This is a genomic window from Nonomuraea sp. NPDC050540 (assembly GCF_044457485.1).
Lineage (GTDB): Bacteria > Actinomycetota > Actinomycetes > Streptosporangiales > Streptosporangiaceae > Nonomuraea.
The window spans coordinates 186,575-210,098 of the sequence record NZ_JBITHA010000020.1; the positions used below are offsets into that span (position 1 = coordinate 186,575).

30 protein-coding genes and 1 pseudogene are annotated in these 23,524 nt (G+C 65.7%); all 31 read right to left on the reverse strand.

Annotated elements, in window-relative coordinates:
* Positions 1 to 19: 19 nt before the first annotated feature.
* The gene (locus ACIBI5_RS45545; RefSeq protein WP_397256727.1) at positions 20 to 433 is read right to left on the reverse strand and encodes a DUF1707 domain-containing protein; all 414 of its coding nucleotides are present in this window, start codon (positions 431 to 433) and stop codon (positions 20 to 22) included.
* Between the two features lie 38 nt (positions 434 to 471).
* The gene (gene map, locus ACIBI5_RS45550) at positions 472 to 1,278 is read right to left on the reverse strand and encodes a type I methionyl aminopeptidase (protein ID WP_397093435.1); all 807 of its coding nucleotides are present in this window, start codon (positions 1,276 to 1,278) and stop codon (positions 472 to 474) included.
* Between the two features lie 107 nt (positions 1,279 to 1,385).
* Positions 1,386 to 2,036: an adenylate kinase gene (locus ACIBI5_RS45555; protein ID WP_379614521.1), complete on the reverse strand. Its 651-nt coding sequence runs from the start codon at positions 2,034 to 2,036 to the stop codon at positions 1,386 to 1,388.
* Positions 2,036 to 3,346 (reverse strand): preprotein translocase subunit SecY, encoded by a 1,311-nt coding sequence (gene secY, locus ACIBI5_RS45560; protein WP_397256729.1) that lies wholly within the window; start codon positions 3,344 to 3,346, stop codon positions 2,036 to 2,038. Before secY ends, ACIBI5_RS45555 begins: the two co-directional genes overlap by 1 nt.
* Before the next feature lie 171 nt (positions 3,347 to 3,517).
* Complete coding sequence (gene rplO / locus ACIBI5_RS45565; protein ID WP_397256731.1) at positions 3,518 to 3,973, reverse strand: 50S ribosomal protein L15; 456 nt, start codon at positions 3,971 to 3,973, stop codon at positions 3,518 to 3,520.
* Between the two features lie 2 nt (positions 3,974 to 3,975).
* A complete protein-coding gene (gene rpmD / locus ACIBI5_RS45570) occupies positions 3,976 to 4,158 on the reverse strand; it encodes a 50S ribosomal protein L30 (RefSeq protein WP_049572666.1) in 183 nt (60 codons plus the stop codon).
* A 2-nt stretch (positions 4,159 to 4,160) separates the two neighbouring features.
* Positions 4,161 to 4,793, reverse strand: coding sequence for a 30S ribosomal protein S5 (gene rpsE, locus ACIBI5_RS45575; protein ID WP_379614526.1), 633 nt, complete (start codon positions 4,791 to 4,793; stop codon positions 4,161 to 4,163).
* Positions 4,794 to 4,845: 52 nt separating this feature from the next.
* Positions 4,846 to 5,229 (reverse strand): 50S ribosomal protein L18, encoded by a 384-nt coding sequence (rplR, locus tag ACIBI5_RS45580; RefSeq protein WP_184958063.1) that lies wholly within the window; start codon positions 5,227 to 5,229, stop codon positions 4,846 to 4,848.
* A 2-nt stretch (positions 5,230 to 5,231) separates the two neighbouring features.
* Positions 5,232 to 5,774 carry a 50S ribosomal protein L6 gene (gene rplF / locus ACIBI5_RS45585; RefSeq protein ID WP_379614528.1) on the reverse strand — a complete coding sequence of 181 codons (543 nt, stop codon included), beginning with the start codon at positions 5,772 to 5,774 and terminating at the stop codon, positions 5,232 to 5,234.
* Positions 5,775 to 5,790: 16 nt separating this feature from the next.
* The gene (gene rpsH, locus ACIBI5_RS45590) at positions 5,791 to 6,189 is read right to left on the reverse strand and encodes a 30S ribosomal protein S8 (RefSeq protein WP_184958065.1); all 399 of its coding nucleotides are present in this window, start codon (positions 6,187 to 6,189) and stop codon (positions 5,791 to 5,793) included.
* 249 nt (positions 6,190 to 6,438) lie between these two features.
* Positions 6,439 to 6,624 (reverse strand): type Z 30S ribosomal protein S14, encoded by a 186-nt coding sequence (locus ACIBI5_RS45595; RefSeq protein ID WP_020542298.1) that lies wholly within the window; start codon positions 6,622 to 6,624, stop codon positions 6,439 to 6,441.
* Between the two features lie 3 nt (positions 6,625 to 6,627).
* A complete protein-coding gene (rplE, locus tag ACIBI5_RS45600) occupies positions 6,628 to 7,203 on the reverse strand; it encodes a 50S ribosomal protein L5 (RefSeq protein ID WP_184958066.1) in 576 nt (191 codons plus the stop codon).
* Entirely contained in the window at positions 7,203 to 7,499 is a 297-nt protein-coding gene (gene rplX / locus ACIBI5_RS45605; protein ID WP_379614716.1) for a 50S ribosomal protein L24, read from the reverse strand. The genes rplE and rplX overlap by 1 nt, the downstream gene beginning before the upstream one ends.
* 11 nt (positions 7,500 to 7,510) lie before the next feature.
* Positions 7,511 to 7,882: a 50S ribosomal protein L14 gene (rplN, locus tag ACIBI5_RS45610; protein WP_043623452.1), complete on the reverse strand. Its 372-nt coding sequence runs from the start codon at positions 7,880 to 7,882 to the stop codon at positions 7,511 to 7,513.
* A gap of 205 nt (positions 7,883 to 8,087) precedes the next feature.
* Entirely contained in the window at positions 8,088 to 8,369 is a 282-nt protein-coding gene (gene rpsQ, locus ACIBI5_RS45615; protein WP_184958068.1) for a 30S ribosomal protein S17, read from the reverse strand.
* Complete coding sequence (rpmC, locus tag ACIBI5_RS45620; RefSeq protein ID WP_184958069.1) at positions 8,362 to 8,601, reverse strand: 50S ribosomal protein L29; 240 nt, start codon at positions 8,599 to 8,601, stop codon at positions 8,362 to 8,364. The genes rpsQ and rpmC overlap by 8 nt, the downstream gene beginning before the upstream one ends.
* On the reverse strand, positions 8,601 to 9,020 hold the full coding sequence (gene rplP, locus ACIBI5_RS45625; protein WP_184958070.1) for a 50S ribosomal protein L16: 420 nt from the start codon (positions 9,018 to 9,020) through the stop codon (positions 8,601 to 8,603). Before rplP ends, rpmC begins: the two co-directional genes overlap by 1 nt.
* Before the next feature lie 2 nt (positions 9,021 to 9,022).
* Positions 9,023 to 9,883 carry a 30S ribosomal protein S3 gene (rpsC, locus tag ACIBI5_RS45630; protein WP_397093431.1) on the reverse strand — a complete coding sequence of 287 codons (861 nt, stop codon included), beginning with the start codon at positions 9,881 to 9,883 and terminating at the stop codon, positions 9,023 to 9,025.
* Positions 9,883 to 10,236 (reverse strand): 50S ribosomal protein L22, encoded by a 354-nt coding sequence (gene rplV / locus ACIBI5_RS45635; protein ID WP_379614534.1) that lies wholly within the window; start codon positions 10,234 to 10,236, stop codon positions 9,883 to 9,885. Before rplV ends, rpsC begins: the two co-directional genes overlap by 1 nt.
* Before the next feature lie 29 nt (positions 10,237 to 10,265).
* Positions 10,266 to 10,544: a 30S ribosomal protein S19 gene (rpsS, locus tag ACIBI5_RS45640; RefSeq protein ID WP_184958073.1), complete on the reverse strand. Its 279-nt coding sequence runs from the start codon at positions 10,542 to 10,544 to the stop codon at positions 10,266 to 10,268.
* Positions 10,545 to 10,555: 11 nt separating this feature from the next.
* Entirely contained in the window at positions 10,556 to 11,392 is an 837-nt protein-coding gene (gene rplB / locus ACIBI5_RS45645; RefSeq protein ID WP_379570559.1) for a 50S ribosomal protein L2, read from the reverse strand.
* Positions 11,393 to 11,482: 90 nt separating this feature from the next.
* Positions 11,483 to 11,785, reverse strand: a complete 303-nt coding sequence (rplW, locus tag ACIBI5_RS45650) for a 50S ribosomal protein L23 (protein WP_379614536.1) — start codon at positions 11,783 to 11,785, stop codon at positions 11,483 to 11,485.
* On the reverse strand, positions 11,785 to 12,441 hold the full coding sequence (rplD, locus tag ACIBI5_RS45655; protein WP_184958076.1) for a 50S ribosomal protein L4: 657 nt from the start codon (positions 12,439 to 12,441) through the stop codon (positions 11,785 to 11,787). Before rplD ends, rplW begins: the two co-directional genes overlap by 1 nt.
* On the reverse strand, positions 12,438 to 13,091 hold the full coding sequence (rplC, locus tag ACIBI5_RS45660; protein ID WP_184958077.1) for a 50S ribosomal protein L3: 654 nt from the start codon (positions 13,089 to 13,091) through the stop codon (positions 12,438 to 12,440). The genes rplD and rplC overlap by 4 nt, the downstream gene beginning before the upstream one ends.
* Before the next feature lie 14 nt (positions 13,092 to 13,105).
* A complete protein-coding gene (gene rpsJ / locus ACIBI5_RS45665; protein WP_012887830.1) occupies positions 13,106 to 13,414 on the reverse strand; it encodes a 30S ribosomal protein S10 in 309 nt (102 codons plus the stop codon).
* 267 nt (positions 13,415 to 13,681) lie between these two features.
* Positions 13,682 to 14,875 (reverse strand): elongation factor Tu, encoded by a 1,194-nt coding sequence (gene tuf / locus ACIBI5_RS45670; RefSeq protein ID WP_397256733.1) that lies wholly within the window; start codon positions 14,873 to 14,875, stop codon positions 13,682 to 13,684.
* 116 nt (positions 14,876 to 14,991) lie between these two features.
* Positions 14,992 to 17,091, reverse strand: coding sequence for an elongation factor G (gene fusA / locus ACIBI5_RS45675; protein ID WP_397256735.1), 2,100 nt, complete (start codon positions 17,089 to 17,091; stop codon positions 14,992 to 14,994).
* 36 nt (positions 17,092 to 17,127) lie between these two features.
* Entirely contained in the window at positions 17,128 to 17,598 is a 471-nt protein-coding gene (rpsG, locus tag ACIBI5_RS45680) for a 30S ribosomal protein S7 (RefSeq protein WP_184958080.1), read from the reverse strand.
* Positions 17,599 to 17,600: 2 nt separating this feature from the next.
* Complete coding sequence (rpsL, locus tag ACIBI5_RS45685; RefSeq protein ID WP_020542315.1) at positions 17,601 to 17,975, reverse strand: 30S ribosomal protein S12; 375 nt, start codon at positions 17,973 to 17,975, stop codon at positions 17,601 to 17,603.
* 562 nt (positions 17,976 to 18,537) lie between these two features.
* Complete coding sequence (locus ACIBI5_RS45690; RefSeq protein WP_397256737.1) at positions 18,538 to 22,413, reverse strand: DNA-directed RNA polymerase subunit beta'; 3,876 nt, start codon at positions 22,411 to 22,413, stop codon at positions 18,538 to 18,540.
* Between the two features lie 14 nt (positions 22,414 to 22,427).
* Positions 22,428 to 23,524, reverse strand: a pseudogene (locus ACIBI5_RS45695) (DNA-directed RNA polymerase subunit beta); the annotation flags it as partial.

Below are 23,524 nucleotides of genomic sequence, written 5' to 3' on the forward strand. Positions count from 1 at the left end.
GAATGCACACATACCACTTTTACGTACGCCGCGGCCCGCTACCGAAGACCGTGCTCAGCAGAAGGATCACACCCCACGGCCCCATCACCCACAGCGGCCACGGATAGATGAAGTCGCCCGAGGTCACGCTGACGATCAGCCAGATCACCCAGTTGATACCGCTGGCCGCCGCCCACGCGCCCCACGCGCCGCGCATCCCGGGATGCATGCCCTGCTTGGGCGCGGGCACTCCAGCTCCGACCGCCTTCGCGGGCCGTGCCCGCAGGTCCACGTCGGGCAGGTCGGCGGTCAGCCTGGCCAGCTCGCCGTAGGTCTTGCTCTGGTACAGCTGCTCAAGCCGATCGTTGAACTCGTCCATGGTGATGCGGCCCTGTGCCGTGTGCTCACGCAGGACTGCGGCCACCCGGTCGCGATCGACGTCGGACGCCCTCATCTCGGGGCTTTGCGCCATCACCCTCAACTCCCGGCCCGCTAGTTCAGCTGTGCTAGTCGCTCTTTGCCCCCATCGAGGGCGGTTAGCACCCAAGGACCATTATGTGTCACCGCGACGCTGTGCTCGAAGTGCGCGGAGGGCTTGCCGTCCATCGTCACGACGGTCCACTCGTCGGCCAGCACGCGCGTACGCGCTCCGCCCAGGTTCACCATGGGCTCGATCGCCAGGCACATGCCCTCTTCCAGAACCGGCCCGCGGCCCGGCTTGCCGTGGTTGGCGATCCAGGGGTCCATGTGCATCTCGGTGCCGATGCCGTGCCCGCCGTACTCCTGGGGGATGCCGTAGCGGCCCTGGGACTTGACGTACTTCTCCACCTGGAAGCCGATGTTGGACAGGTTCGCGCCCACCTTGAGTGCCGCGATCCCCCGCCACATCGACTCCTCCGTCACCCGCATGAGCTCGACGAGCTCTGGTGCCACCTCGCCGACCGCGACGGTCACCGCCGAGTCGCCGTGCCAGCCGTCCAGGATCGCGCCGCAGTCGATCGAGATGATGTCGCCCTCGCGCAACTGGCGGGCATTGGTCGGGATTCCGTGGACGACCTCGTCGTTGACCGAGGCGCAGATCGTCGCGGGAAAGCCCTGATAGCCCTTGAACGACGGAACGGCGCCCTCCTCGCGAATCGCCTTCTCCGCGATCACGTCGAGGTCCAGCGGCGTCATGCCGGGCCGCACCGAGCGCTTCAGCAGATCGAGCGTACGCCCGACGACCAGACCGGCCGCCCGCATCTTCTCGAGCTGCTCGGGCGACTTGATCTGAATTCCATGCCGGTTCTTCTTGAACACGTGTGGCACCCCCCAGGGTGTTTCAACGGGCGGACGCGGGAGGTCAATTCCCCCACAATAGCCGCGAGGTGGCACGGAATCCCGCGCCACCTCGCATACTTAGATCGCTATCCCATGAAAGGGCGAATCGCCTCCATGGCCCGCTGCGTGACCTCTTCCACCGGCCCAGTGGCGTCGACGCCCACGAGAAGGTCGTCCTTGGCATAGAAGGAGACCAACGGCGCCGTCTGCTCCTGGTAGACCTCCAGGCGGTGCCTGACGGTCTCCTCCTTGTCGTCGTCGCGCTGGAAGAGCTTGCCTCCGCACGCGTCGCAGACGTCGTCCTTCTTGTCGTCGAACTCGACGTGCCAGATGCGCCCGCACTGACTGCAGGTACGCCGGCCGGCCAGCCGGCGTACCACCTCCTCGTCGTCGACCACGAGCTCCAGCACGAGGTCGAGACCCTGCTCCCAGTCCTTCAGCATGTCGCGCAGCACCTCGGCCTGCGACACGTTGCGGGGGAAGCCGTCGAGCAGGAAACCGTCCTGCGCGTCGTCCTCACGGAGCCGGTCGCGGACCATGGCGATCGTGACCTCGTCGGGCACGAGGTCGCCGCGGTCCATGTACGTCTTGGCGAGCGTGCCGAGCTCCGTGCCGCCCGAGACATTGGCACGGAAGATGTCACCTGTCGAGATCTTCGGGATGGACAGGTTTGATGCGATGTACTGGGCCTGTGTCCCCTTACCCGCTCCGGGGGGCCCGACCAGAACCAGCCTCACTAGCGCAGGAAACCTTCGTAGTTACGCTGCTGGAGCTGGCTTTCGATCTGCTTCACCGTGTCCAGGCCGACACCAACCATGATGAGAATGCTCGTCCCTCCGAACGGGAAGTTCTGGCTCGCACCGGCGATGGCCAGGGCGACGATCGGGACCATGGCGATCAGACCCAGATACAGCGAACCGGGCGCGGTCAACCGGGTGAGCACGAAGTTCAGGTATTCGGCCGTGGGCCGTCCCGGGCGGATACCCGGAATGAACCCACCGTACTTCTTCATGTTGTCGGCGATCTCAGCGGGGTTGAAGGTGATCGACACGTAGAAGTAGGTGAAGAACACGATCAGCAGGAAGAACGTGATCATGTAGATCGGGGTGTCGCCCGTCACGAAGTTCTGCGAGATCCACTGCACGACCGCGTTCGGGCTCTCCGCGTTGGCGAACAGCGAGGTGAGCAGCTGCGGCAGATAGAGCAGGGACGAGGCGAAGATGACCGGGATGATGCCCGCCTGGTTCACCTTCAGCGGGATGTAGGTGGAAGTGCCGCCATACATCCGGCGCCCGACCATCCGCTTGGCGTACTGCACGGGGATCCGGCGCTGAGCCTGCTCGACGAAGACGACCGCGGCGATCATGAAGATGCCGACCACCAGAACGGCGGCGAAGGTGAACTTGTTCGCCTGGAAGATGTTGGCCAGCTCGGACGGGAAGACCGCGACGACCTGCGTGAAGATGAGGATCGACATACCATTGCCGACGCCGCGGTCGGTGATGAGCTCACCGAGCCACATGATCACCGAGGTGCCCGCCGTCATGATGATGACCATCGTGACGATCCCGAAGATGTTGTCCGGGTCGAGCAGGATCTCCTGCTGGCACTGCGGGAACAACTGACCGGTACGGGCCAGCGCGATGAAGGCGGTCGACTGGAGAATGCCGAGGCCGATGGTCAGATAACGCGTGTACTGCGTGATCTTCGTCTGCCCGGCCTGCCCCTCCTTCTTCAGGGCTTCTAGTCGGGGGATCACGACGACGAGCAGCTGCAGAATGATGCTCGCGGTGATGTACGGCATGATGCCCAGCGCGAAAACCGACAACTTCAGAAGGGCGCCGCCGCTGAACAGCTGCACCATTCCATAGATGTTGCCGGCGGAACTGTCTCGTGCTTGTTCGAGACAGGTCGCGAGATTCTGGACGTGAACGCCCGGAGTCGGAAGAACCGAGCCGAGTCGGAACAGCGCGATGATGCCCAGAGTGAAGAGCAACTTCTTGCGCAGGTCCGGCGTCCGGAACGCCCGGGTAAACGCGGTCAGCACGGTCCCTCCTGCGCGCCATGGTGGCGGTGTGAGTATGCGATGGTGCGGGGATCTGCCATTTGAAGTGTCAAGTCAATTCGAGCCGGACAGATGCCTGCCGTCTCGCGAACTCTAACGCACTACGGGCGTGAGGGCCCATGGTCAGGGCCCCCACGCCTCGTCATAGCGGTCTTACAGCTCGGTAACGGACCCACCAGCAGCGGTGATCTTCTCCTTCGCGGAACCCGAGAAGGCGTGAGCCTGCACGTTCACCGCGACGGAGATCTCACCGGTGCCGAGGACCTTCACCAGCTGGTTCTTGCGGACGGCGCCCTTGGCGACCAGCGTCTCGACGGTGACCTCGCCACCGTCGGGGAACAGCTCGCCGAGCTTGTCCAGGTTGACAACCTGGTACGTCGTCTTGAACAGCGCGTTGGAGAAGCCCTTCAGCTTCGGCAGACGGCGCTGCAGCGGCACCTGGCCACCCTCGAAACCGAGGGGAACCGTCGTGCGGGCCCGCGAGCCCTTGGTGCCGCGACCAGCGGTCTTGCCCTTGGACGCCTCGCCGCGGCCCTTGCGGACCTTCGACTTGTTGGATCCAGGAGCAGGACGCAGGTCGTGAATCTTGAGCGGAGCCTTGTCAGTCATGACTAGTCGACCTCTTCCACCACGACGAGGTGCGTCACCACGGAGACCATCCCACGGATCTCGGGACGGTCCTCCTTGACGACGACGTCGCCGATTCGCTTCAGGCCAAGCGAACGCAGCGAGTCACGCTGGTTCTGCTTGCCACCGATCTTCGAGCGAACCTGAGTGATCTTCAGGCGTGCCATGACTAGCTCACCGCCTTAGCCGCCGCGGCAGCCTCGGCAATACCCTCGGCGCGCGCCTTGAGCATCGCCTTGGGAGCGACGTCCTCGATCGGCAGGCCACGACGGGCCGCGATCGCCTCGGGAGTCGAAAGACCCCGCAGCGCCGCGACCGTGGCGTGCACGATGTTGATCGGGTTGTCCGAGCCGAGCGACTTGGACAGCACGTCGTGGATGCCCGCGCACTCCAGAACCGCGCGCACCGGGCCACCGGCGATGACGCCGGTACCGGCCGAGGCCGGACGCAGGAAGACGACGCCGGCCGCCTCCTCGCCCTGCACGGTGTGCGGAATGGTGCCCTGGATGCGAGGAACGCGGAAGAAGTGCTTCTTCGCCTCTTCGACACCCTTGGCGATGGCCGCGGGGACTTCCTTGGCCTTGCCGTAGCCGACGCCGACCAGGCCGTTGCCGTCACCGACGACTACCAGGGCGGTGAAGCTAAAGCGACGACCACCCTTCACGACCTTGGCCACTCGGTTGATCTTCACTACGCGCTCGATGTACGAAACGCCCTTGTCGGCGGCGCCACCGCGGCGGTCGTCGCGACGGTCCCGCCGCTCGCCACCGGTGCCGCCACCGCGACGCGGAGCTGCAGCCATCAGTGGTTCCTCTTCTCAGCTGTTGCCATCAGTTGCGATCCTCGGTTCCTCATCAGAACTCGAGCCCGCCTTCACGGGCGCTGTCCGCCAGAGCGGCGATACGGCCCGCGTAGCGGTTACCACCACGGTCGAACACGACAGCGGTGATACCGGCATCCTTGGCCCGCTGAGCGAGGAGCTCGCCGACCTTCTTGGCCTTCGCGGTCTTGTCGCCCTCGGCCGAACGCAGCGTGGCGTCCATGGTCGAGGCGCTGACCAGCGTGTGACCCTTGGAGTCGTCCACGATCTGGACGAACAGGTGCCGGGTCGAGCGGTTGACGACGAGGCGCGGACGCTCCGCCGTACCGACGACCTTCTTGCGGACGCGGCCGTGACGGCGGGCCCGCGAGACGGTGCGGGCAGCCGTGTGCTTGCTGTACGCAGTCTTGCCAGCCATGCCTACTTACCAGCCTTTCCGACCTTGCGGCGGATCTGCTCGCCTTGGTACCGCACACCCTTGCCCTTGTACGGGTCAGGCTTGCGCAGCTTGCGGATGTTCGCGGCGACCTCGCCGACCTTCTGCTTGTCGATGCCGTCCACGTGGAACAGCGTCGGCTTCTCGACGCGGAAGGTGACACCCTCGGGAGCGTCAACGATCACCGGGTGGCTGAAGCCGAGCGCGAACTCGAGCTGCGACGGGCCCTTGGCCTGAACGCGGTAGCCGACACCGACGATTTCAAGGCTCTTGGAGTAGCCCTGAGTGACACCCTGCACCATGTTGGCGATGAGCGTGCGAGACAGGCCGTGCAGCGCACGGACCTTGTTCTCGTCATTGGGACGGGAGACCGCGATGGTCCCGTCTTCGGCGCGAGCCACCGAAATGGGCTCGGCCACCGTGTGAGAAAGCGTGCCCTTCGGGCCCTTGACCTGGACGTCCTGGCCGGTGATCGTGATGTCTACGCCACTGGGCACAGGGATGGGCAGCCGTCCGATTCGCGACATGCTGTGTTCCTCCCCTCTACCAGACGTAGGCGAGGACTTCGCCGCCCACGCCACGCTTGCCGGCCTGCTTGTCGGTCATGAGCCCGCCAGACGTCGAGATGATCGCGACGCCCAGCCCACCCAGAACTCGAGGCAGGTTGTCCTTCTTCGCATATACACGCAGCCCGGGCTTGGAAACCCGGCGCAGCCCCGCGAGCGAACGCTCACGGCTCGGCCCGAACTTGAGCTCCACCACGAGGTTCTTCCCGACCTTGGCGTCCTCAACGGTCCAGGCCTGGATGTAACCCTCCTGCTGGAGGATCTCGGCGATGTGCGCCTTGATCTTGGAATACGGCATGGTCACGCTGTCGTGATATGCCGAATTCGCATTGCGCAGACGCGTCAACATGTCTGCGATCGGGTCGGTCATCGTCATGGCCAACGGCCTTCCTCGCCGCGGTTTCCAGTCGGTGAAGCGCTTCTGATGGTCGAGTCCGCCTCAGCTCGCACCTCGGGGTGGGCGAATGCCTCCCTCAGTGTCCGCTTCAGCTACCTCTCCGCGCTCTACCGGTGGACCTTCGGCGTGGTCACGGGCGCTCCGACGGAGCACCCAGTTTGGATATATCTGGAAAGTACGGCTGGCGCACTCCAGGGACGGCCGGAGAACGGCCGCCCCTTAGAGTACCTACCAGCTGGACTTGGTGATGCCGGGCAGCTCGCCCCGGTGCGCCATCTCACGGAAGCAGACACGGCACAGGCCGAACTTCCTGTAGACGGCGCGGGGACGGCCACAGCGAGAGCAACGGGTGTAGGCCCGGACCTCGAACTTCTGCTTACGCCCCGCCTTGGCGATCAGCGACTTCTTCGCCATCGTTTAGGCCTCCTTGAAAGGGAAGCCGAGGAGCTTCAGCAGCGCCCGGCCCTCGTCGTCGTTCTTCGCGGTGGTCACGACCGTGATGTCCATGCCCCGCGGCCGGTCGACCTTGTCCTGGTCGACCTCGTGGAACATGACCTGCTCGGTCAGACCGAAGGTGTAGTTGCCGTTGCCGTCGAACTGCTTCGGCGACAGACCGCGGAAGTCACGGATACGGGGCAGCGCCAGCGACAGCAGCCTGTCGAGGAACTCCCACATCCGGTCGCCGCGAAGGGTCACGTGCGCGCCGATCGGCATGCCCTCACGCAGCTTGAACTGCGCGATGGACTTGCGGGCGCGGACGACGGCCGGCTTCTGGCCGGTGATCACCGTGAGGTCGCGGACAGCGCCCTCGATCAGCTTGGAGTCGCGAGCGGCCTCGCCGACACCCATGTTGACCTTGATCTTGGTCAGGCCGGGCACCAGCATGACGTTCTCGAAGCCGAACTCCTCACGAAGCTTCGCGATGATCTCCTCGCGGTACTTCGTCTTGAGGCGCGGCGTCGGACGCTCGGTCTCGGTGGTCGTGGCAGTCATCAGCTGTCCTCACCCTCCGAAGCGTCGGCCTTCTTCTCGTCGGCCTTCTTCTCCGCGGGCTTGTCGTCCTTGAGCTTCTTCACGTTGCTCACGTGGATGGGGGCCTCCATGGTCTGCACGCCGCCCTGCTTGGCGCCACGCGGACCCTGGTTGGTCTCCTTCGAGTGCTTCTTGATCAGGTTGACGCCCTCGACCACCACACGGTCCTCGTGCGGGAGGGAGGCGATGACCCGGCCCTTGGCACCCTTGTCCTTGCCGGCGATGACCTGAACCAGGTCACCCTTCTTCACGTGCAGGAACTTCGGCATTACAACACCTCCGGAGCGAGCGAGATGATGCGCATGAACTTCTTGTCGCGCAGCTCGCGGCCGACCGGGCCGAAGATACGAGTGCCACGAGGGTCACCGCTGTCCTTGATGATGACGGCGGCGTTCTCGTCGAAGCGGATGTAGGAGCCGTCAGGCCGGCGGCGCTCCTTGACCGTGCGGACGACGACGGCCTTGACCACGTCACCCTTCTTGACGCCCGTGCTGCCGGGGAGGGCGTCCTTAACCGTGGCGACGATGACGTCGCCGATACCCGCGTAGCGTCGACCCGAGCCACCGAGAACGCGGATGCAGAGAATCTCCTTGGCACCCGTGTTGTCGGCGACCTTGAGTCGCGACTCCTGCTGGATCACTGTTACTCCTGTTAGTCGCGCCGGTTCTCAGCGAGCTGAGCCTGGCGGAACCTGTCGTTGTCTTGTTCCCACGGCCACAGCCCCTCTCAAGGAGAGAGGCCGCACCGCAGGCGACGCGGCAGCCGTACGACGGCCACGTCCTTGGACGCCGTCATGGGGGCTGTCGAGACAGCCCCCACGAGGCGCGCATATATCCGAGCAGGCCTTACTTGGCCTTCTCGAGGATCTCCACCACGCGCCACCGCTTGGTGGCGGAGAGCGGGCGGGTCTCCATGAGCAGCACGCGGTCGCCGACGCCACAGGCGTTGGCCTCGTCGTGTGCCTTGTACTTGGTCGTACGGCGGATGACCTTGCCGTACAGACGGTGCTTGACGCGGTCCTCGACAGCGACGACGACGGTCTTGTCCATCTTGTCGCTGACGACCAGGCCCTCGCGGACCTTGCGGAAGGTCCGCTGCGTCGTCTCAGTGGTCTCGGTCTCAGCCATCGCTCGACTCCTTCTCAACCACCGTGACAATGCCGAGCTCGCGCTCGCGCATCACGGTGTAGATGCGGGCGATCTCGCGGCGAACGGCGCGCAGCCGCCCGTGGCTCTCCAACTGACCGGTCGCTGACTGGAAGCGGAGGTTGAACAGCTCCTCCTTGGCTTCCTTGAGCTTCTGGACCAGGGTGTCCTGGTCCTCCACCCGCAGCTCGCCGGCGGTCAGGCTCTTGGCCATCACGCCTCACCCACTTCACGCTTGACGATCTTGCACTTCATCGGCAGCTTGTGGATCGCGCGCTTCAGCGCTTCACGAGCCACCGGCTCCGCGACACCCGACAGCTCGAACATCACGCGTCCGGGCTTGACGTTGGCGATCCACCACTCCGGCGAACCCTTACCGGAACCCATACGGGTCTCGGCGGGCTTCTTGGTGAGGGGACGGTCGGGGTAGATGTTGATCCACACCTTGCCACCACGCTTGATGTGGCGGGTCATCGCGATACGCGCGGACTCGATCTGACGGTTGGTCACGTAGGAGTGCTCAATCGCCTGAATGCCGAACTCGCCGAACGTGACCCTGGTGCCACCCTTGGCGGCGCCACTGCGGTCGGGCCGGTGCTGCTTGCGGTGCTTGACCCTGCGCGGGATCAGCATGGTCAGCTCCCTTCAGCACCCGGCTGCGCAGCCGGGCCGGTCTCGGGGGCAGCCTGTGCGGCCGCCTCGGTGCGGGGGGCGCGGTCGCCACGGCCACCGCCACCGCCGCCGCGGCGAGCGCCACCGGCGCCACCACCACGACGCGGACGGTCGCCGCCGCCACCACCACGACGGTCGTCGCGCTCACGACGCTGGCCGGCACGAGCACCGGCGGCAGCTGCCTCACGCTCGGCGCGGCTGGTCGGAGCCTCGCCCTTGTAGATCCAGACCTTCACGCCGATACGGCCGAAGGTCGTGCGGGCCTCGTAGAAGCCGTAGTCGATGTCCGCGCGAAGGGTGTGCAGCGGCACGCGACCCTCGCGGTAGAACTCCGACCGGGACATCTCGGCGCCGCCCAGACGACCGGAGCACTGGACACGGATGCCCTTGGCGCCGGACTTCATGGCCGACTGCATCGCCTTGCGCATGGCGCGGCGGAACGAGACACGGCTGGACAGCTGCTCGGCGACGGCCTGAGCCACCAGCTGAGCGTCGATCTCCGGGTTCTTGACCTCGAGGATGTTGAGCTGAACCTGCTTCTTGGTCAGCTTCTCCAGGTCGCCACGGATGCGGTCCGCCTCAGCGCCGCGGCGGCCGATGACGATGCCCGGACGCGCGGTGTGGATGTCCACCTGGACGCGGTCCGTCGTGCGCTCGATCTCGACCTTGGAGATGCCGGCCCGCTCCATGCCCTTCTGCAGCATGCGGCGGATCGACACGTCCTCGGCGACGTACGACTTGTACAGCTTGTCGGCGTACCACCGGCTCTTGAAGTCGGTCGTGATGCCGAGGCGGAACCCGTGCGGGTTAACCTTCTGGCCCACTATCGGGTCCTTCCCTTCGGCTCGCGGGACTCCACGATCACGGTGATGTGGCTCGTCCGCTTGTTGATCCGATAGGCGCGACCCTGGGCACGCGGTCGGAACCGCTTCAGCGTCGGGCCCTCGTCGACCCACGCACGGCTCACGACGAGCGACTCGGGGTCGAGCTTGAAGTTGTGCTCCGCGTTCGCCATCGCGCTCGAGAGCACCTTGTAGATCGGCTCGCTCGCCGCCTGGGGAGCGAACTGCAGCACGGCCTGCGCCTCCGAAGCGGGCAGCCCGCGAATAAGGTCCACCACGCGGCGGGCCTTGAGGGGCGTGACACGGACGAACCGCGCCTGAGCCCTGGCTTCCATCGCTTACTCCTCTTACTTCTGAAGGCTGTTTATCGCCGGCTGCGGCGGTCTTCCTTGACGTGGCTGCGGAACGTCCGCGTAGGCGCGAACTCGCCGAGCTTGTGGCCGATCATCGACTCGGTGACGAACACCGGGACGTGCTTGCGGCCGTCGTGCACGGCGATCGTGTGACCGAGCATGTCGGGCACGATCATCGACCGGCGCGACCACGTCTTGATGACGTTCTTGGAGCCCTTTTCGTTCTGGACTTCGACCTTCTTCTGAAGGTGGTCGTCCACGAAGGGGCCCTTCTTAAGGCTACGTGGCATTGTGGCTGCTCCTACCGCTTCTTCCTCTTGGACCGACGGCGGATGATCAGCCTGTCACTGGCCTTGTTCGCCTGACGGGTACGGCCCTCGGGCTTGCCCTTGGGGTTGACCGGGTGGCGACCACCGGAGGTCTTACCCTCACCACCACCGTGGGGGTGGTCGACGGGGTTCATCGCGACACCGCGGACGGTCGGGCGCTTGCCCTTCCACCGCATACGTCCGGCCTTGCCCCAGTTGATGTTGGCCTGCTCGGCGTTGCCCACCTGACCGACAGTCGCGCGGCAACGCACGTCGACCATGCGCATTTCGCCGGAAGGCATACGCAGCGTGGCGTACTGGCCCTCCTTGGCGAGCAGCTGGATCTGCGCACCGGCGGAACGACCCAGCTTGGCGCCACCGCCCGGACGGAGCTCCACCGCGTGGATGAAGGTACCGGTCGGGATGTTGCGCAGCGGCAGGCAGTTGCCCGGCTTGATGTCGGCCGAAGGGCCGTTCTCGATCCGGTCGCCCTGCTTGAGGCCGGTGGGAGCGATGATGTAGCGCTTCTCACCATCGGCGTAGTGCAGCAGAGCGATGTTGGCGGTCCGGTTGGGGTCGTACTCGATGTGAGCGACCTTGGCCGGAATGCCGTCCTTGTCATGCCTGCGGAAGTCGATAATCCTGTAGGCGCGCTTGTGACCGCCGCCTTGGTGGCGAGCGGTGACCCGGCCGTGTACGTTGCGGCCGCCCTTACTGTGAAGGGGCGCAAGCAGCGACTTCTCGGGCGTGCTGCGGGTGATCTCGGAGAAGTCCGAGACACTCGAGCCGCGGCGACCCGGGGTCGTCGGCTTGTACTTACGGATGCCCATCTTTTTCGTTCATCCTTTGTCGGTTACATGGGAGAGCCCGCCGCACGAACGTGCGGCGGTTCGCCCTTTTCTAGCTATGTACGGCGAGCACTAGCCGATCTGACCGAAGATGTCGATCCGATCGCCCTCGACCAGGCTCACAATCGCGCGCTTGGTGTCGGGACGCTTGCCGAAACCGGTGCGGGTGCGCTTGCGCTTGCCCTGCCGGTTGATGGTGTTCACGCTGCTGACCTTGACCCCGAAGATCTGCTCAACGGCAATCTTCACCTGAGTCTTGTTCGCGGTCTTACGGACCAGGAACGTGTACTTGTTGTGCTCATCGATCAGGCCGTAGCTCTTCTCGGAGACGACCGGCTTGATGATGACGTCGCGCGGGTCGGCGATCTTCTCCATCAGGCGTCTTCCTTCTTGCTCGACTCGACCGAAAGCCGCGCGACGACCTGGTCGTAGGCCTCCTGCGTGAAGACCACGTCGTCGTGGACGAGCACGTCGTAGGTGTTCAGCTGCCCGGCGTCCAGCAGGTGGACCTCCGGAGCGTTGCGCAGGCTCATCCAGGTCAGCTCGTCGGCCTCGTCGACGACGACGAGAACGCGCGGAGCCTGGGTGATCTTACGCAGCGCCTCCAGGGCGGCCTTGGTCTTCGGGGTCTCCCCCGTGACCAGCGTGCTGACCACGTGAACGCGGTTGCCGGACGCCCGGTCGGACAGGGCGCCACGCAGGGCGGCGGCCTTCATCTTCTTCGGGGTCCGCTGCGAGTAGTCGCGCGGAACCGGACCGTGGACGACGCCACCGCCGGCGAACTGGGGCGCGCGGGTCGAACCCTGACGGGCGCGGCCGGTGCCCTTCTGGCGGTACGGCTTCTTGCCGCCGCCACGGACCTCACCACGGGTCTTGGCCTTGTGGGTGCCCTGCCGGCGAGCGGCGAGCTGGGCCACGACCACCTGGTGGATCAGCGGAACGTTGACCTTGGCCCCGAAGATGTTCTCGGGGAGGTCAACCGTGCCGGTCTTCGCGCCGCTGGCGTCGAGGACGTCAATAGTGGTACTCACTTGGCAGCCCCCTTCTTGGCAGCGGTACGGACGAGGACCAGGCTGCCGTTGGCACCGGGGATCGCACCCTTGATCAGGATGAGACCCTTCTCGGCGTCCACGGCGTGAACCTTGAGGCTCTGCACGGTGGTGCGGACGTTACCCATCCGGCCGGCCATGCGAAGACCCTTGAATACGCGGCCCGGGGTGGCGCAGCCACCGATGGAACCCGGCGAGCGGTGCTTGCGCTGCGTACCGTGCGAGGCGCCCAGGCCCTTGAAGCCGTGGCGCTTCATGACACCGGCGAAACCCTTGCCCTTGGACTTGCCAGTCACGTCGACGTACTGGCCGGCCTCGAAGGTGTCGGCCAGCAGTTCCTGGCCCAGGGTGTAGTCGCTCGCGTCGTCGGTGCGGATCTCCGCAAAGTAACGGCGCGGGGTGATGTCGTGCTTACGCAGGTAGTCGCCGAGCGGCTTGTTGACCTTCCGGGGGTCGACCTGCCCGAAGCCGAGCTGGATGGCGGAGTAGCCGTCCTTCTCAGCGCTGCGGACGCGGGTCACCACGCACGGACCGGCCTCGACCACGGTCACCGGAACCATCCGGTTGTCCGCGTCGAAGACCTGGGTCATGCCGAGCTTCTTGCCCAGGACGCCCTTGATCGTCTTAGCCATGTCAGTGCGTTCCCTCAGAGCTTGATCGAAATGTCAACGCCCGCGGGGAGGTCGAGACGCATGAGCGAGTCGACGGTCTTGGGCGTGGGGTCGATGATGTCAATCAGCCGCTTGTGCGTGCGCATCTCGAAGTGCTCGCGGCTGTCCTTGTACTTGTGCGGCGAGCGGATGACGCAGTACACGTTCTTCTCGGTCGGCAGCGGCACCGGGCCCGCGACCTTCGCGCCAGTCCGCGTCACCGTCTCGACGATCTTCTTGGCCGAGCTATCGATGACCTCGTGGTCATAGGCCTTAAGCCGGATGCGGATCTTCTGTCCCGCCATAGTGGCCTCGGTGTCCTTCGCTGTCGTCTGAAAAAGTATCGTGCGGCCTGTTGCCGCTGTTCATACGGGCGAAACCGCCCGATAACCCCACGTAGCAGACGTATACGATCTGCCGTTTTCTTCCGTGATCCGGCAGTTACTTCGGTCACAACCTGCGGTCGTCCGAAGCCACTGCGAGATCACGGCTTTGCGTGGAGCCGTGCTGGAGCTTTCGCGGATCGGCGGCCGGCCCTGTGATGAGGCCGACCGCCGCCCCGGCGAATCGTGCTACTTGAGGATCTTCGTCACGCGACCGGCGCCGACGGTGCGGCCACCCTCACGGATCGCGAACTTCAGACCGTCCTCCATGGCGATGGGCTGGATCAGCTCAACGCGCATTTCGGTGTTGTCGCCCGGCATGACCATCTCGGTGCCCTCGGGGAGGTTCACCACACCGGTCACGTCCGTCGTACGGAAGTAGAACTGCGGGCGGTAGTTGTTGAAGAACGGCGTGTGGCGGCCGCCCTCGTCCTTGCCCAGGATGTAGACCTGAGCCTCGAAGTCGGTGTGCGGGGTCGTGGTGCCCGGCTTGATGACACACTGACCGCGCTCGACGTCCTCGCGCTTGATGCCACGCAGGAGCAGACCGACGTTGTCACCGGCCTGGCCCTCGTCGAGCAGCTTGCGGAACATCTCGACACCGGTGACCGTGGTGGTGGTCTTGTCGGTCTTGATGCCGATGATGTCGACGGTCTCGTTGACCTTGACGATACCGCGCTCGATACGACCGGTGACGACGGTGCCGCGACCCGTGATCGAGAAAACGTCCTCGACCGGCATCAGGAACGGCTTGTCGGTCTCACGGACCGGCTCGGGGACGTTCTCGTCGACAGCGGTCATCAGCTCGATGATGCTGTCCTCCCACTTGGTGTCGCCCTCCAGCGCCTTGAGCGCGGAGACGCGGACCACGGGGAGGTCGTCGCCGGGGAACTCCTGAGCGGACAGGAGCTCACGAACCTCGAGCTCGACGAGCTCCAGGATCTCCTCGTCGTCCACCATGTCGGACTTGTTGAGCGCCACGACGATGTAGGGAACGCCGACCTGGCGAGCCAGGAGAACGTGCTCCTTCGTCTGGGGCATCGGACCGTCGGTCGCCGCGACCACCAGAATCGCGCCGTCCATCTGGGCAGCACCGGTGATCATGTTCTTCACGTAGTCGGCGTGACCGGGGCAGTCCACGTGGGCATAGTGGCGCTTCTCGGTCTGGTACTCGACGTGCGCGATCGAGATCGTGATGCCGCGAGCCTTCTCCTCGGGCGCCTTGTCGATCTTGTCGAACGGGGTCGCCTCGTTGATCTCGGGGAAGCGCTTGTGCAGCACCTGGGTGATCGCCGCGGTCAGAGTGGTCTTGCCGTGGTCGATGTGCCCAATGGTGCCGATGTTCACGTGCGGCTTAGTCCGCTCGAACTTGGCCTTAGCCACTGGTTCTCTCCTTAGAGAATCTGACTGACTTACTTCACACTCGGGCCCGGGAAGTTACCCGGCCCCTGGGCGGTGAGGCGGCTCGCGCCGCCCCACCAGGGACTCCGGGGTTCGTACTACTCGCCCCGGGCCTTCGCGACGATCTCCTTGGCGATGCCGGGCGGCACCTCCGCGTAGGAGTCGAACTGCATGCTGTAGCTCGCGCGGCCCTGCGTCTTGCTACGAAGGTCACCCACGTAGCCGAACATCTCGGACAGCGGAACCAGGGCGGTGATGACGCGGGCGCCGGAGCGCTCGTCCATCGACTGGATCTGCCCGCGGCGGCCGTTGAGGTCACCGATGACGTCACCCATGTAGTCCTCGGGCGTGGTGACCTCGACGGCCATCATCGGCTCGAGAAGCACAGCGTCCGCCTTGCGCGCGGCCTCCTTGAAGGCCATCGAGCCAGCGATCTTGAAGGCCATTTCCGAGGAGTCGACGTCGTGCGCGGCACCGTCGGTCAGCGTCACCTTCACGCCGACCATCGGGTAACCGGCCAGCACGCCGAACTCGGCGGCTTCCTGGGCGCCGGCGTCGACCGAGGGGATGTACTCCCTCGGGACGCGGCCACCCGAGACCTTGTTCTCGAACTCGTACCCGTCGTTGCCTTCGCCGAGCGGCTCGAGGTTGATGATGACCCGCGCGAACTGACCGGAACCACCGGTCTGCTTCTTGTGGGTGTAGTCGACCTTCTCCACCTTGCGGCGGATGGTCTCGCGGTAGGCGACCTGCGGACGACCGACGTTGGCCTCGACCTTGAACTCGCGGCGCATACGGTCGACGATGATCTCCAGGTGGAGCTCGCCCATGCCGGAGATGATCGTCTGACCGGTCTCCTCGTCACGCTGGACGCGGAAGGACGGGTCCTCCTCGGCCAGACGCTGAATGGCGGTGGACAGCTTCTCCTGGTCGCCCTTGGTCTTGGGCTCGATCGCGACCTGGATGACCGGGGCCGGGAACGTCATCGACTCCAGAACCACGGGCTTGTTCACGTCGCAGAGCGTGTGACCGGTCGTGGTGTCCTTCAGACCCATGACGGCGACGATCTGACCAGCGTAGGCCGCCGGGCGCTCTTCGCGCTTGTTGGCGTGCATCTGGTAGATCTTGCCGATCCGCTCCTTACGGCCCTTCACAGGATTGAGCACCTGCGAGCCGGTCTCGAGCGAACCCGAGTAGATGCGGAGGTAGGTGAGCTTGCCCAGGTGCGGGTCGCTCATGATCTTGAAGGCCAGAGCCGAGAAGGGCTCGTCGGGGTCCGCGTGCCGTTCGATGATCTCCTCTTCGTTGCCGACCGCGTGGCCCTTGAAGGCCGGGATGTCGGTCGGCGCGGGGAGGAAGGCGACGATGGCGTCGAGCAGGGGCTGCACGCCCTTGTTCTTGAACGCGGTGCCGGTGAGGACCGGGTTGATGGCGCTGGCGAGGGTCGCGCGCCGGATGGCGGCGACCAGCTGCTCCTCGGTGGGCTCGACCGCGTCGAGGTAGAGCTCCATCAGCTCGTCGTCGTTCTCGGCGACGGTCTCGACCAGACGGTCGCGCCACTCGCGAGCGATCTCGGCGTGGTCGGCCGGGATGTCGACGACGTCGTACATCTCGCCCTTGGCCGCCTCCTCGCTCCAGAGCAGGCCCTTCATCCGGATGAGGTCGATGACGCCCTTGAAGCCGGCCTCGACGCCCCACGGAAGCTGGACAACCGCCGGCGTCGCCGCCAGCCGGCTGACCATCATGTCGACGCAGCGGTGGAACTCCGCGCCGACGCGGTCCATCTTGTTCACGAAGCAGATGCGCGGAACGCCGTAGCGGTCAGCCTGCCGCCACACCGTCTCGGACTGCGGCTCGACACCCGCGACACCGTCGAACACGGTGACCGCGCCGTCGAGGACGCGCAGGTTGCGCTCAACCTCGATGGTGAAGTCGACGTGGCCCGGCGTGTCGATCAGGTTGATCGTGTGACCGTCCCACTCGGCAGTCGTCGCGGCGGACGTGATCGTGATGCCGCGCTCCTGCTCCTGCTCCATCCAGTCCATGGTGGCAGCGCCATCGTGGACCTCACCGATCTTGTAGTTGATACCGGTGTAGAACAGGATGCGCTCGGTCGTCGTGGTCTTGCCCGCATCGATATGGGCGATGATCCCAATGTTGCGGACCTTGGCCAGGTCAAGAGCGGTCGTTGCGGCCACTTCTCTCGCGTCCTCGTCGTCTCGTCGAACCCGCTGTTACCAGCGGTAGTGGGCGAAGGCCTTGTTGGACTCGGCCATCTTGTGGGTGTCCTCGCGCTTCTTGACACTCGCCCCCAGGCCGTTGCTGGCGTCGAGGAGCTCGTTCATGAGGCGCTCGGTCATGGTCTTCTCACGGCGGGCGCGGGAGTACTGCACCAGCCAGCGCAGGGCCAGGGTGGTGCTGCGCGAGGCGCGCACCTCGACCGGGACCTGGTAGGTCGCGCCACCGACACGGCGGCTGCGGACCTCAAGAGTGGGCTTGACGTTGTCGAGGGCACGCTTGAGCGTGATGACCGGGTCGTTGCCGGTCTTGTCCTTGCAACCCTCGAGGGCGCCGTAGACGATCGACTGCGCGATGGAGCGCTTGCCGTCCAGCAGCACCTTGTTGATCAGGGCCGTAACCAGCGGCGAGCTGTAAACCGGGTCAGACATGAGCTGACGACGGCCAGGAGAACCCTTGCGAGGCATAGTTAGCTCTTCTCCTTCTTCGCGCCGTAGCGGCTGCGGGCCTGCTTGCGGTTACGGACGCCCTGGGTGTCGAGCGAGCCACGGATGATCTTGTAGCGAACACCCGGCAGGTCCTTCACACGACCGCCACGCACGAGCACGATGGAGTGCTCCTGCAGGTTGTGACCCACACCCGGGATGTAGGCCGTGACCTCGATGCCGTTGGTGAGGCGGACACGGGCCACCTTGCGCAGTGCCGAGTTCGGCTTCTTGGGGGTCGTGGTGTAGACGCGCTGGCAGACGCCGCGTCGCTGCGGACTCCCCTTTAGGGCAGGAGTCTTGGTCTTGGAGACCTTGTCCTGCCGGCCCTTGCGGACCAACTGCTGAATAGTGGGCACTGCCACTCCGTTCATGCCTAAGCCGGTGATACGTCAGGTTGTGCATTTCGCAGGTACTGCCGGTGTCATGACCTGCGGTTTTCTCCCCTGCTTCGACCCACGCGGTCGGGCGTGTCGCGCTCTTACAGAGCCACACTCCCGCGCAGAAGAACGCCAGGGGGAGGCCACACTGCGCCATTGCGAGCGCACGCGTGAGAGCCCATGAATACACGGGCACGAAGGGCAAGACTACCTAGCCCCGCGCAGCACGTCAAAACGGCTGCGCGTCGATATGTTTCGCGCCGTGGTCAGTAGCAGACTCCGCGCCAAGTTTACCCGCTCCGGGCCACTGTTCTGCCCTTGTTACACCAACCTTCTCCGCGGGTACGGCAAGCCCCGGCAACCCTTCCCGCACACGAGTGCGTGAGGAGCTCCCAGCGAGGCCCTGCGCGCCCGGGAGCCGGACACCGGGCGGATGCACCCAGACCACGCGGATACCCCCACAGGGCCGGGCGAACGCGGAAGCGCCCGAGATCCGTAGATCTCGGGCGCTTCTCCTAGCTAACCGTCCAGCGCGACAGGCTCATCGGTTGTACTGGCCGAAGTCGTACTCCTCCAGCGGCACAGCCTCGCCCGACCCCGTGCCGAACGTGTAGTCCGCCGCGGAGCCGTCGTAGCCGCCGACCGTGTACATCGCGGCCTTGGCCTCCTCGGTCGGCTCCACCCGGATGTTGCGGTACTGGGGCATGCCCGTACCGGCCGGGATGAGCTTACCGATGATGACGTTCTCCTTCAGGCCCAGGAGCGAGTCGGACTTGGCGTGGATCGCCGCGTCCGTCAGGACCCTGGTCGTCTCCTGGAAGGAGGCCGCCGACAGCCACGACTCGGTGGCCAGCGACGCCTTCGTGATGCCCATGAGGACCGGACGGCCGGCGGCGGGCTGGCCGCCCTCGGCCACGGTCTCGCGGTTCATGTTCTCGAAGCGGGGACGCTCGACCAGCTCGCCGGGGAGCAGGTCGGTGTCGCCCGACTCCAGCACGTTCACGCGCTTGAGCATCTGGCGGACGATGATCTCGATGTGCTTGTCGTGGATCGACACACCCTGCGAGCGGTACACCTGCTGAACCTCGGCGACCAGGTGCAGCTGCACCTCGCGCGGGCCCATGATGCGCAGGACCTCGTTCGGGTTGACCGCACCCGCGATCAGCTGCTGGCCGACCTTGACGTGCTGGCCCTCGGAGACGAGCAGACGCGACCGCATCGACACCGGGTAGGCGATCTCCTCGGAACCGTCGTCCGGGGTGATGACCACCTTGCGGGTCTTGTCGGTCTCGTCGATCCGCGCGCGGCCCTCGGCCTCGGAGATCGGGGCGACACCCTTGGGGATGCGCGCCTCGAAGAGCTCCTGGACACGGGGCAGACCGTGGGTGATGTCCGCACCGGCCACACCACCGGTGTGGAAGGTACGCATCGTCAGCTGGGTACCGGGCTCACCGATCGACTGGGCGGCGATGATGCCGACCGCCTCGCCGACGTCCACGAGCTTGCCGGTGGCCAGCGAGCGGCCGTAGCAGGTCGCGCAGACACCGATCTTGGCCTCGCACACCAGCGCGGAGCGGGTGCGCACGGTCTCGATCCCGGCGTTGACCAGGTCGGTCACGTGGATGTCGTTGATGTCGACACCCGCCGGGGCGATGATCTTGCCGTCGACCTCGACGTCCTCGGCCAGGATGCGGCCGTGCACGTTGGACTCGGCGTTGTCGGCCTTGACCAGGTTGCCCGACGCGTCACGGTCGCCGACGTGCAGCGGGACCGCGCGGTCGGTGCCGCAGTCGATCTCGCGCACGATGACGTCCTGCGCCACGTCCACCAGACGACGGGTCAGGTAACCCGAGTCGGCGGTACGCAGGGCGGTGTCGGCCAGACCCTTCCGCTGTCCGTGGGTGGAGATGAAGTACTCCAGCACCGACAGGCCCTCGCGGAACGAGGCCTTGATCGGACGCGGGATCGTCTCACCCTTGGTGTTGGACACCAGGCCACGGATACCGGCGATCTGACGCACCTGCATCTTGTTGCCGCGGGCGCCGGAGTTGAGCATCATCCAGACCGGGTTCGTCGCCGGGAACGCGTTGACCATGTCGGTCTCGACGTCCGCGGTGGCGTGGGTCCAGATCTCGATGAGCTCCTGGCGGCGCTCCTCGTCGGTGATCAGGCCGCGCTCGTACTCACGCTGGACCTTGTCGGCCCGGCGCTCGTAGTTCTCCATGATCTCGGCCTTGTTGGGCGGCGCGACGACGTCATCGATCGAGATCGTGACACCGGAGCGGGTCGCCCAGCGGAAGCCTGCGTCCTTGAGCGCGTCGAGCGAAGCCGCGACCTCGACCTTGGGGTAGGTCTCGGCCAGCTCGTTCACGATCGTGGACAGCTGCTTCTTGCCGACCTGGAAGTTGACGAACGGGTAGTTCGGCGGCAGCGTCTGGTTGAACAGGCACCGGCCGAACGTCGTCTCCAGGCGGATCGGGTCGCCCTGCTCCCAGCCCTCCGGCGCGACCCAGTCGCGCGCGGGGAAGACGTCCTTGAGCCGGATCTGGATCTTCGCCTGGATGTCCAGCTCGCGGCGGTCGAACGCCATCTGGGCCTCGGCCACGGAGCCGAAGACGCGGCCCTCGCCGAGGGCGCCCTCCTTCTGCGTGGTCAGCCAGTAGAGGCCGATGACCATGTCCTGGGTGGGCATCGTCACGGGCTTGCCGTCGGCCGGCTTGAGGATGTTGTTGGTCGAGAGCATCAGGATGCGTGCCTCGGCCTGGGCCTCAGCCGACAGCGGCAGGTGCACGGCCATCTGGTCGCCGTCGAAGTCCGCGTTGAACGCGGTGCAGACGAGCGGGTGGATCTGGATGGCCTTGCCCTCGACCAGCTGCGGCTCGAACGCCTGGATGCCCAGGCGGTGCAGCGTCGGAGCGCGGTTGAGCAGCACGGGGTGCTCGGTGATGACCTCTTCGAGTACGTCCCACACGACCGGGCGGGCGCGCTCGACCATCCGCTTGGCCGACTTGATGTTCTGCGCGTGGTTGAGGTCCACGAGCCTCTTCATCACGAACGGCTTGAACAGCTCCAGCGCCATCTGCTTGGGCAGACCGCACTGGTGCAGCTTCAGCTGCGGGCCGACGACGATGACCGAACGGCCGGAGTAGTCGACGCGCTTGCCCAGCAGGTTCTGGCGGAAGCGGCCCTGCTTGCCCTTCAGCATGTCGCTGAGGGACTTGAGCGGACGGTTGCCGGGGCCCGTGACCGGGCGGCCGCGGCGGCCGTTGTCGAACAGCGAGTCGACGGCCTCCTGGAGCATCCGCTTCTCGTTGTTCACGATGATCTCGGGGGCGCCGAGGTCAAGGAGACGCTTGAGGCGGTTGTTCCGGTTGATCACACGACGGTAGAGGTCGTTGAGGTCGGAGGTCGCGAACCGGCCACCGTCGAGCTGCACCATCGGGCGCAGGTCCGGCGGGATGACCGGGATGCAGTCGAGCACCATCCCGCGGGGCGAGTTGGTGGTGTTGAGGAACGCCGAGACGACCTTGAGCCGCTTGAGCGCGCGGGCCTTCTTCTGGCCCTTGCCGCTGCGGATCGTCTCGCGCAGGTTCTCGGCCTCGGCGTCGAGGTCGAAGCTGGTCAGACGGTCCTGGATCGCCTGCGCGCCCATGCCGCCCTTGAAGTAGCGGCCGAAGCGGTCGCGCATCTCGCGGTAGAGCAGTTCGTCGCCCTCGAGGTCCTGGACCTTGAGGTTCTTGAACCGGCTCCACACCTCGTCCAGGCGGTCGAGCTCGCGCTGTGCGCGGTCGCGCAGCTGGCGCATCTCGCGCTCGGCGCCCTCACGGACCTTGCGGCGCTGGTCGCCCTTGGCGCCGGCGGCCTCAAGCTCGGCCAGGTCGCCTTCGAGCTTCTTCTGCCTGGTCTCGATGTCGGCGTCACGACGCTGCTCGATGTGCTGCCGCTCGACCGAGATCTTCGCCTCGAGCGAGGGCAGGTCACGGTCGCGCATCTCGGCGTCGACCTGCGTGATCATGTAGGCCGCGAAGTAGATGACCTTCTCGAGGTCCTTCGGGGCCAGGTCGAGCAGGTAGCCGAGACGCGAGGGAACGCCCTTGAAGTACCAGATGTGCGTGACGGGCGCGGCCAGCTCGATGTGGCCCATCCGCTCACGACGCACCTTGGCGCGAGTGACCTCGACGCCGCAGCGCTCACAGATGATGCCCTTGAAGCGGACGCGCTTGTACTTACCGCAGTAGCACTCCCAGTCGCGGGTCGGGCCGAAGATCTTCTCGCAGAAGAGTCCGTCCTTTTCCGGCTTGAGCGTCCGGTAGTTGATCGTCTCCGGCTTCTTGACCTCGCCGTGTGACCACTGGCGGATGTCGTCGGCCGTCGCCAGCCCGATCCGGAGCTCGTCGAAGAAGTTGACGTCTAGCATGTGCGATCTCCCCCTCAGACTTCTTCCACGCTGCTCGGCTCACGCCGGGACAGATCGATACCGAGCTCTTCGGCGGCCCTGAAGACGTCCTCGTCGGTGTCGCGCATCTCGATGGACATGCCGTCGCTGGAGAGCACCTCGACGTTCAGGCACAGCGACTGCATTTCCTTGATGAGGACCTTGAAGGATTCGGGGATGCCGGGCTCGGGGATGTTCTCGCCCTTGACGATGGCCTCGTAGACCTTGACCCGGCCGAGGACGTCGTCGGACTTGATGGTCAGGAGCTCCTGCAGGGCGTAGGCCGCGCCGTAGGCCTCCAGCGCCCACACCTCCATCTCACCGAAGCGCTGGCCACCGAACTGGGCCTTACCGCCGAGCGGCTGCTGGGTGATCATGGAGTACGGGCCGGTGGACCGAGCGTGGATCTTGTCGTCCACCAGGTGCAGCAGCTTCAGGATGTAGCTGTAACCCACCGCGATCGGGTAGGGGAACGGCTCGCCGGAGCGGCCGTCGAACAGCAGCGCCTTTCCGCTCTCCTGCACCATGCGATCGCCGTCGCGGTTGGGCAGGGTGTTGCTGAGCAGACCGACGATCTCCTCCTCGTGGGCGCCGTCGAAGACCGGCGTGGCCACGTTGGTCCGCGGCGCGACCTGCTCGAAGCCCTTCTCGCGCAGGCGCTCCGCCCACTGCTCGGTCAGGCCCGAGATGTCCCAGCCGCGGGCCGCGATCCAGCCGAGGTGAGCTTCGAGCACCTGCCCGATGTTCATCCGGCCGGGCACGCCCAGCGGGTTGAGGATGATGTCGACCGGCGTGCCGTCCTCGAGGAACGGCATGTCCTCGACGGGCAGGATCTTGGAGATGACGCCCTTGTTGCCGTGGCGGCCGGCGAGCTTGTCACCGTCGGTGATCTTACGCTTCTGGGCCACGTACACGCGGACCAGCTCGTTGACACCGGGGGGAAGCTCGTCGCCCTCGTCACGGGAGAACACGCGGACGCCGATGACCTTGCCCTGCTCGCCGTGCGGCACCTTCAGCGAGGTGTCGCGCACTTCGCGGGCCTTCTCACCGAAGATCGCGCGCAGCAGCCGCTCCTCGGGGGTCAGCTCGGTCT

Excerpts from the sequence above, each read along its gene's own strand:
- rpsJ (WP_012887830.1), bottom strand. The coding sequence starts at position 13,414 with ATGGCGGGACAGAAGATCCGCATCCGGCTTAAGGCCTATGACCACGAG.
- rplE (WP_184958066.1), bottom strand. The coding sequence starts at position 7,203 with ATGACTGCCACGACCACCGAGACCGAGCGTCCGACGCCGCGCCTCAAG.
- rplP (WP_184958070.1), bottom strand. The coding sequence starts at position 9,020 with ATGCTGATCCCGCGCAGGGTCAAGCACCGCAAGCAGCACCGGCCCGAC.
- rpsH (WP_184958065.1), bottom strand. The coding sequence starts at position 6,189 with ATGACGATGACCGACCCGATCGCAGACATGTTGACGCGTCTGCGCAAT.
- ACIBI5_RS45545 (WP_397256727.1), bottom strand. The coding sequence starts at position 433 with ATGAGGGCGTCCGACGTCGATCGCGACCGGGTGGCCGCAGTCCTGCGT.
- rplC (WP_184958077.1), bottom strand. The coding sequence starts at position 13,091 with ATGGCTAAGACGATCAAGGGCGTCCTGGGCAAGAAGCTCGGCATGACC.
- rpsQ (WP_184958068.1), bottom strand. The coding sequence starts at position 8,369 with ATGGCTGAGACCGAGACCACTGAGACGACGCAGCGGACCTTCCGCAAG.
- rplV (WP_379614534.1), bottom strand. The coding sequence starts at position 10,236 with ATGGAAGCCAGGGCTCAGGCGCGGTTCGTCCGTGTCACGCCCCTCAAG.
- rplB (WP_379570559.1), bottom strand. The coding sequence starts at position 11,392 with ATGGGCATCCGTAAGTACAAGCCGACGACCCCGGGTCGCCGCGGCTCG.
- rpmC (WP_184958069.1), bottom strand. The coding sequence starts at position 8,601 with ATGGCCAAGAGCCTGACCGCCGGCGAGCTGCGGGTGGAGGACCAGGAC.
- ACIBI5_RS45690 (WP_397256737.1), bottom strand. The coding sequence starts at position 22,413 with ATGCTAGACGTCAACTTCTTCGACGAGCTCCGGATCGGGCTGGCGACG.
- rplW (WP_379614536.1), bottom strand. The coding sequence starts at position 11,785 with ATGGAGAAGATCGCCGACCCGCGCGACGTCATCATCAAGCCGGTCGTC.
- rpmD (WP_049572666.1), bottom strand. The coding sequence starts at position 4,158 with ATGGCACGCCTGAAGATCACTCAGGTTCGCTCGAAGATCGGTGGCAAG.
- rplO (WP_397256731.1), bottom strand. The coding sequence starts at position 3,973 with ATGACTGACAAGGCTCCGCTCAAGATTCACGACCTGCGTCCTGCTCCT.
- rpsS (WP_184958073.1), bottom strand. The coding sequence starts at position 10,544 with ATGCCACGTAGCCTTAAGAAGGGCCCCTTCGTGGACGACCACCTTCAG.
- rplF (WP_379614528.1), bottom strand. The coding sequence starts at position 5,774 with ATGTCGCGAATCGGACGGCTGCCCATCCCTGTGCCCAGTGGCGTAGAC.
- rpsG (WP_184958080.1), bottom strand. The coding sequence starts at position 17,598 with ATGCCTCGCAAGGGTTCTCCTGGCCGTCGTCAGCTCATGTCTGACCCG.
- rplR (WP_184958063.1), bottom strand. The coding sequence starts at position 5,229 with ATGGCTGGCAAGACTGCGTACAGCAAGCACACGGCTGCCCGCACCGTC.
- ACIBI5_RS45595 (WP_020542298.1), bottom strand. The coding sequence starts at position 6,624 with ATGGCGAAGAAGTCGCTGATCGCCAAGGCGGGGCGTAAGCAGAAGTTC.
- rpsE (WP_379614526.1), bottom strand. The coding sequence starts at position 4,793 with ATGGCTGCAGCTCCGCGTCGCGGTGGCGGCACCGGTGGCGAGCGGCGG.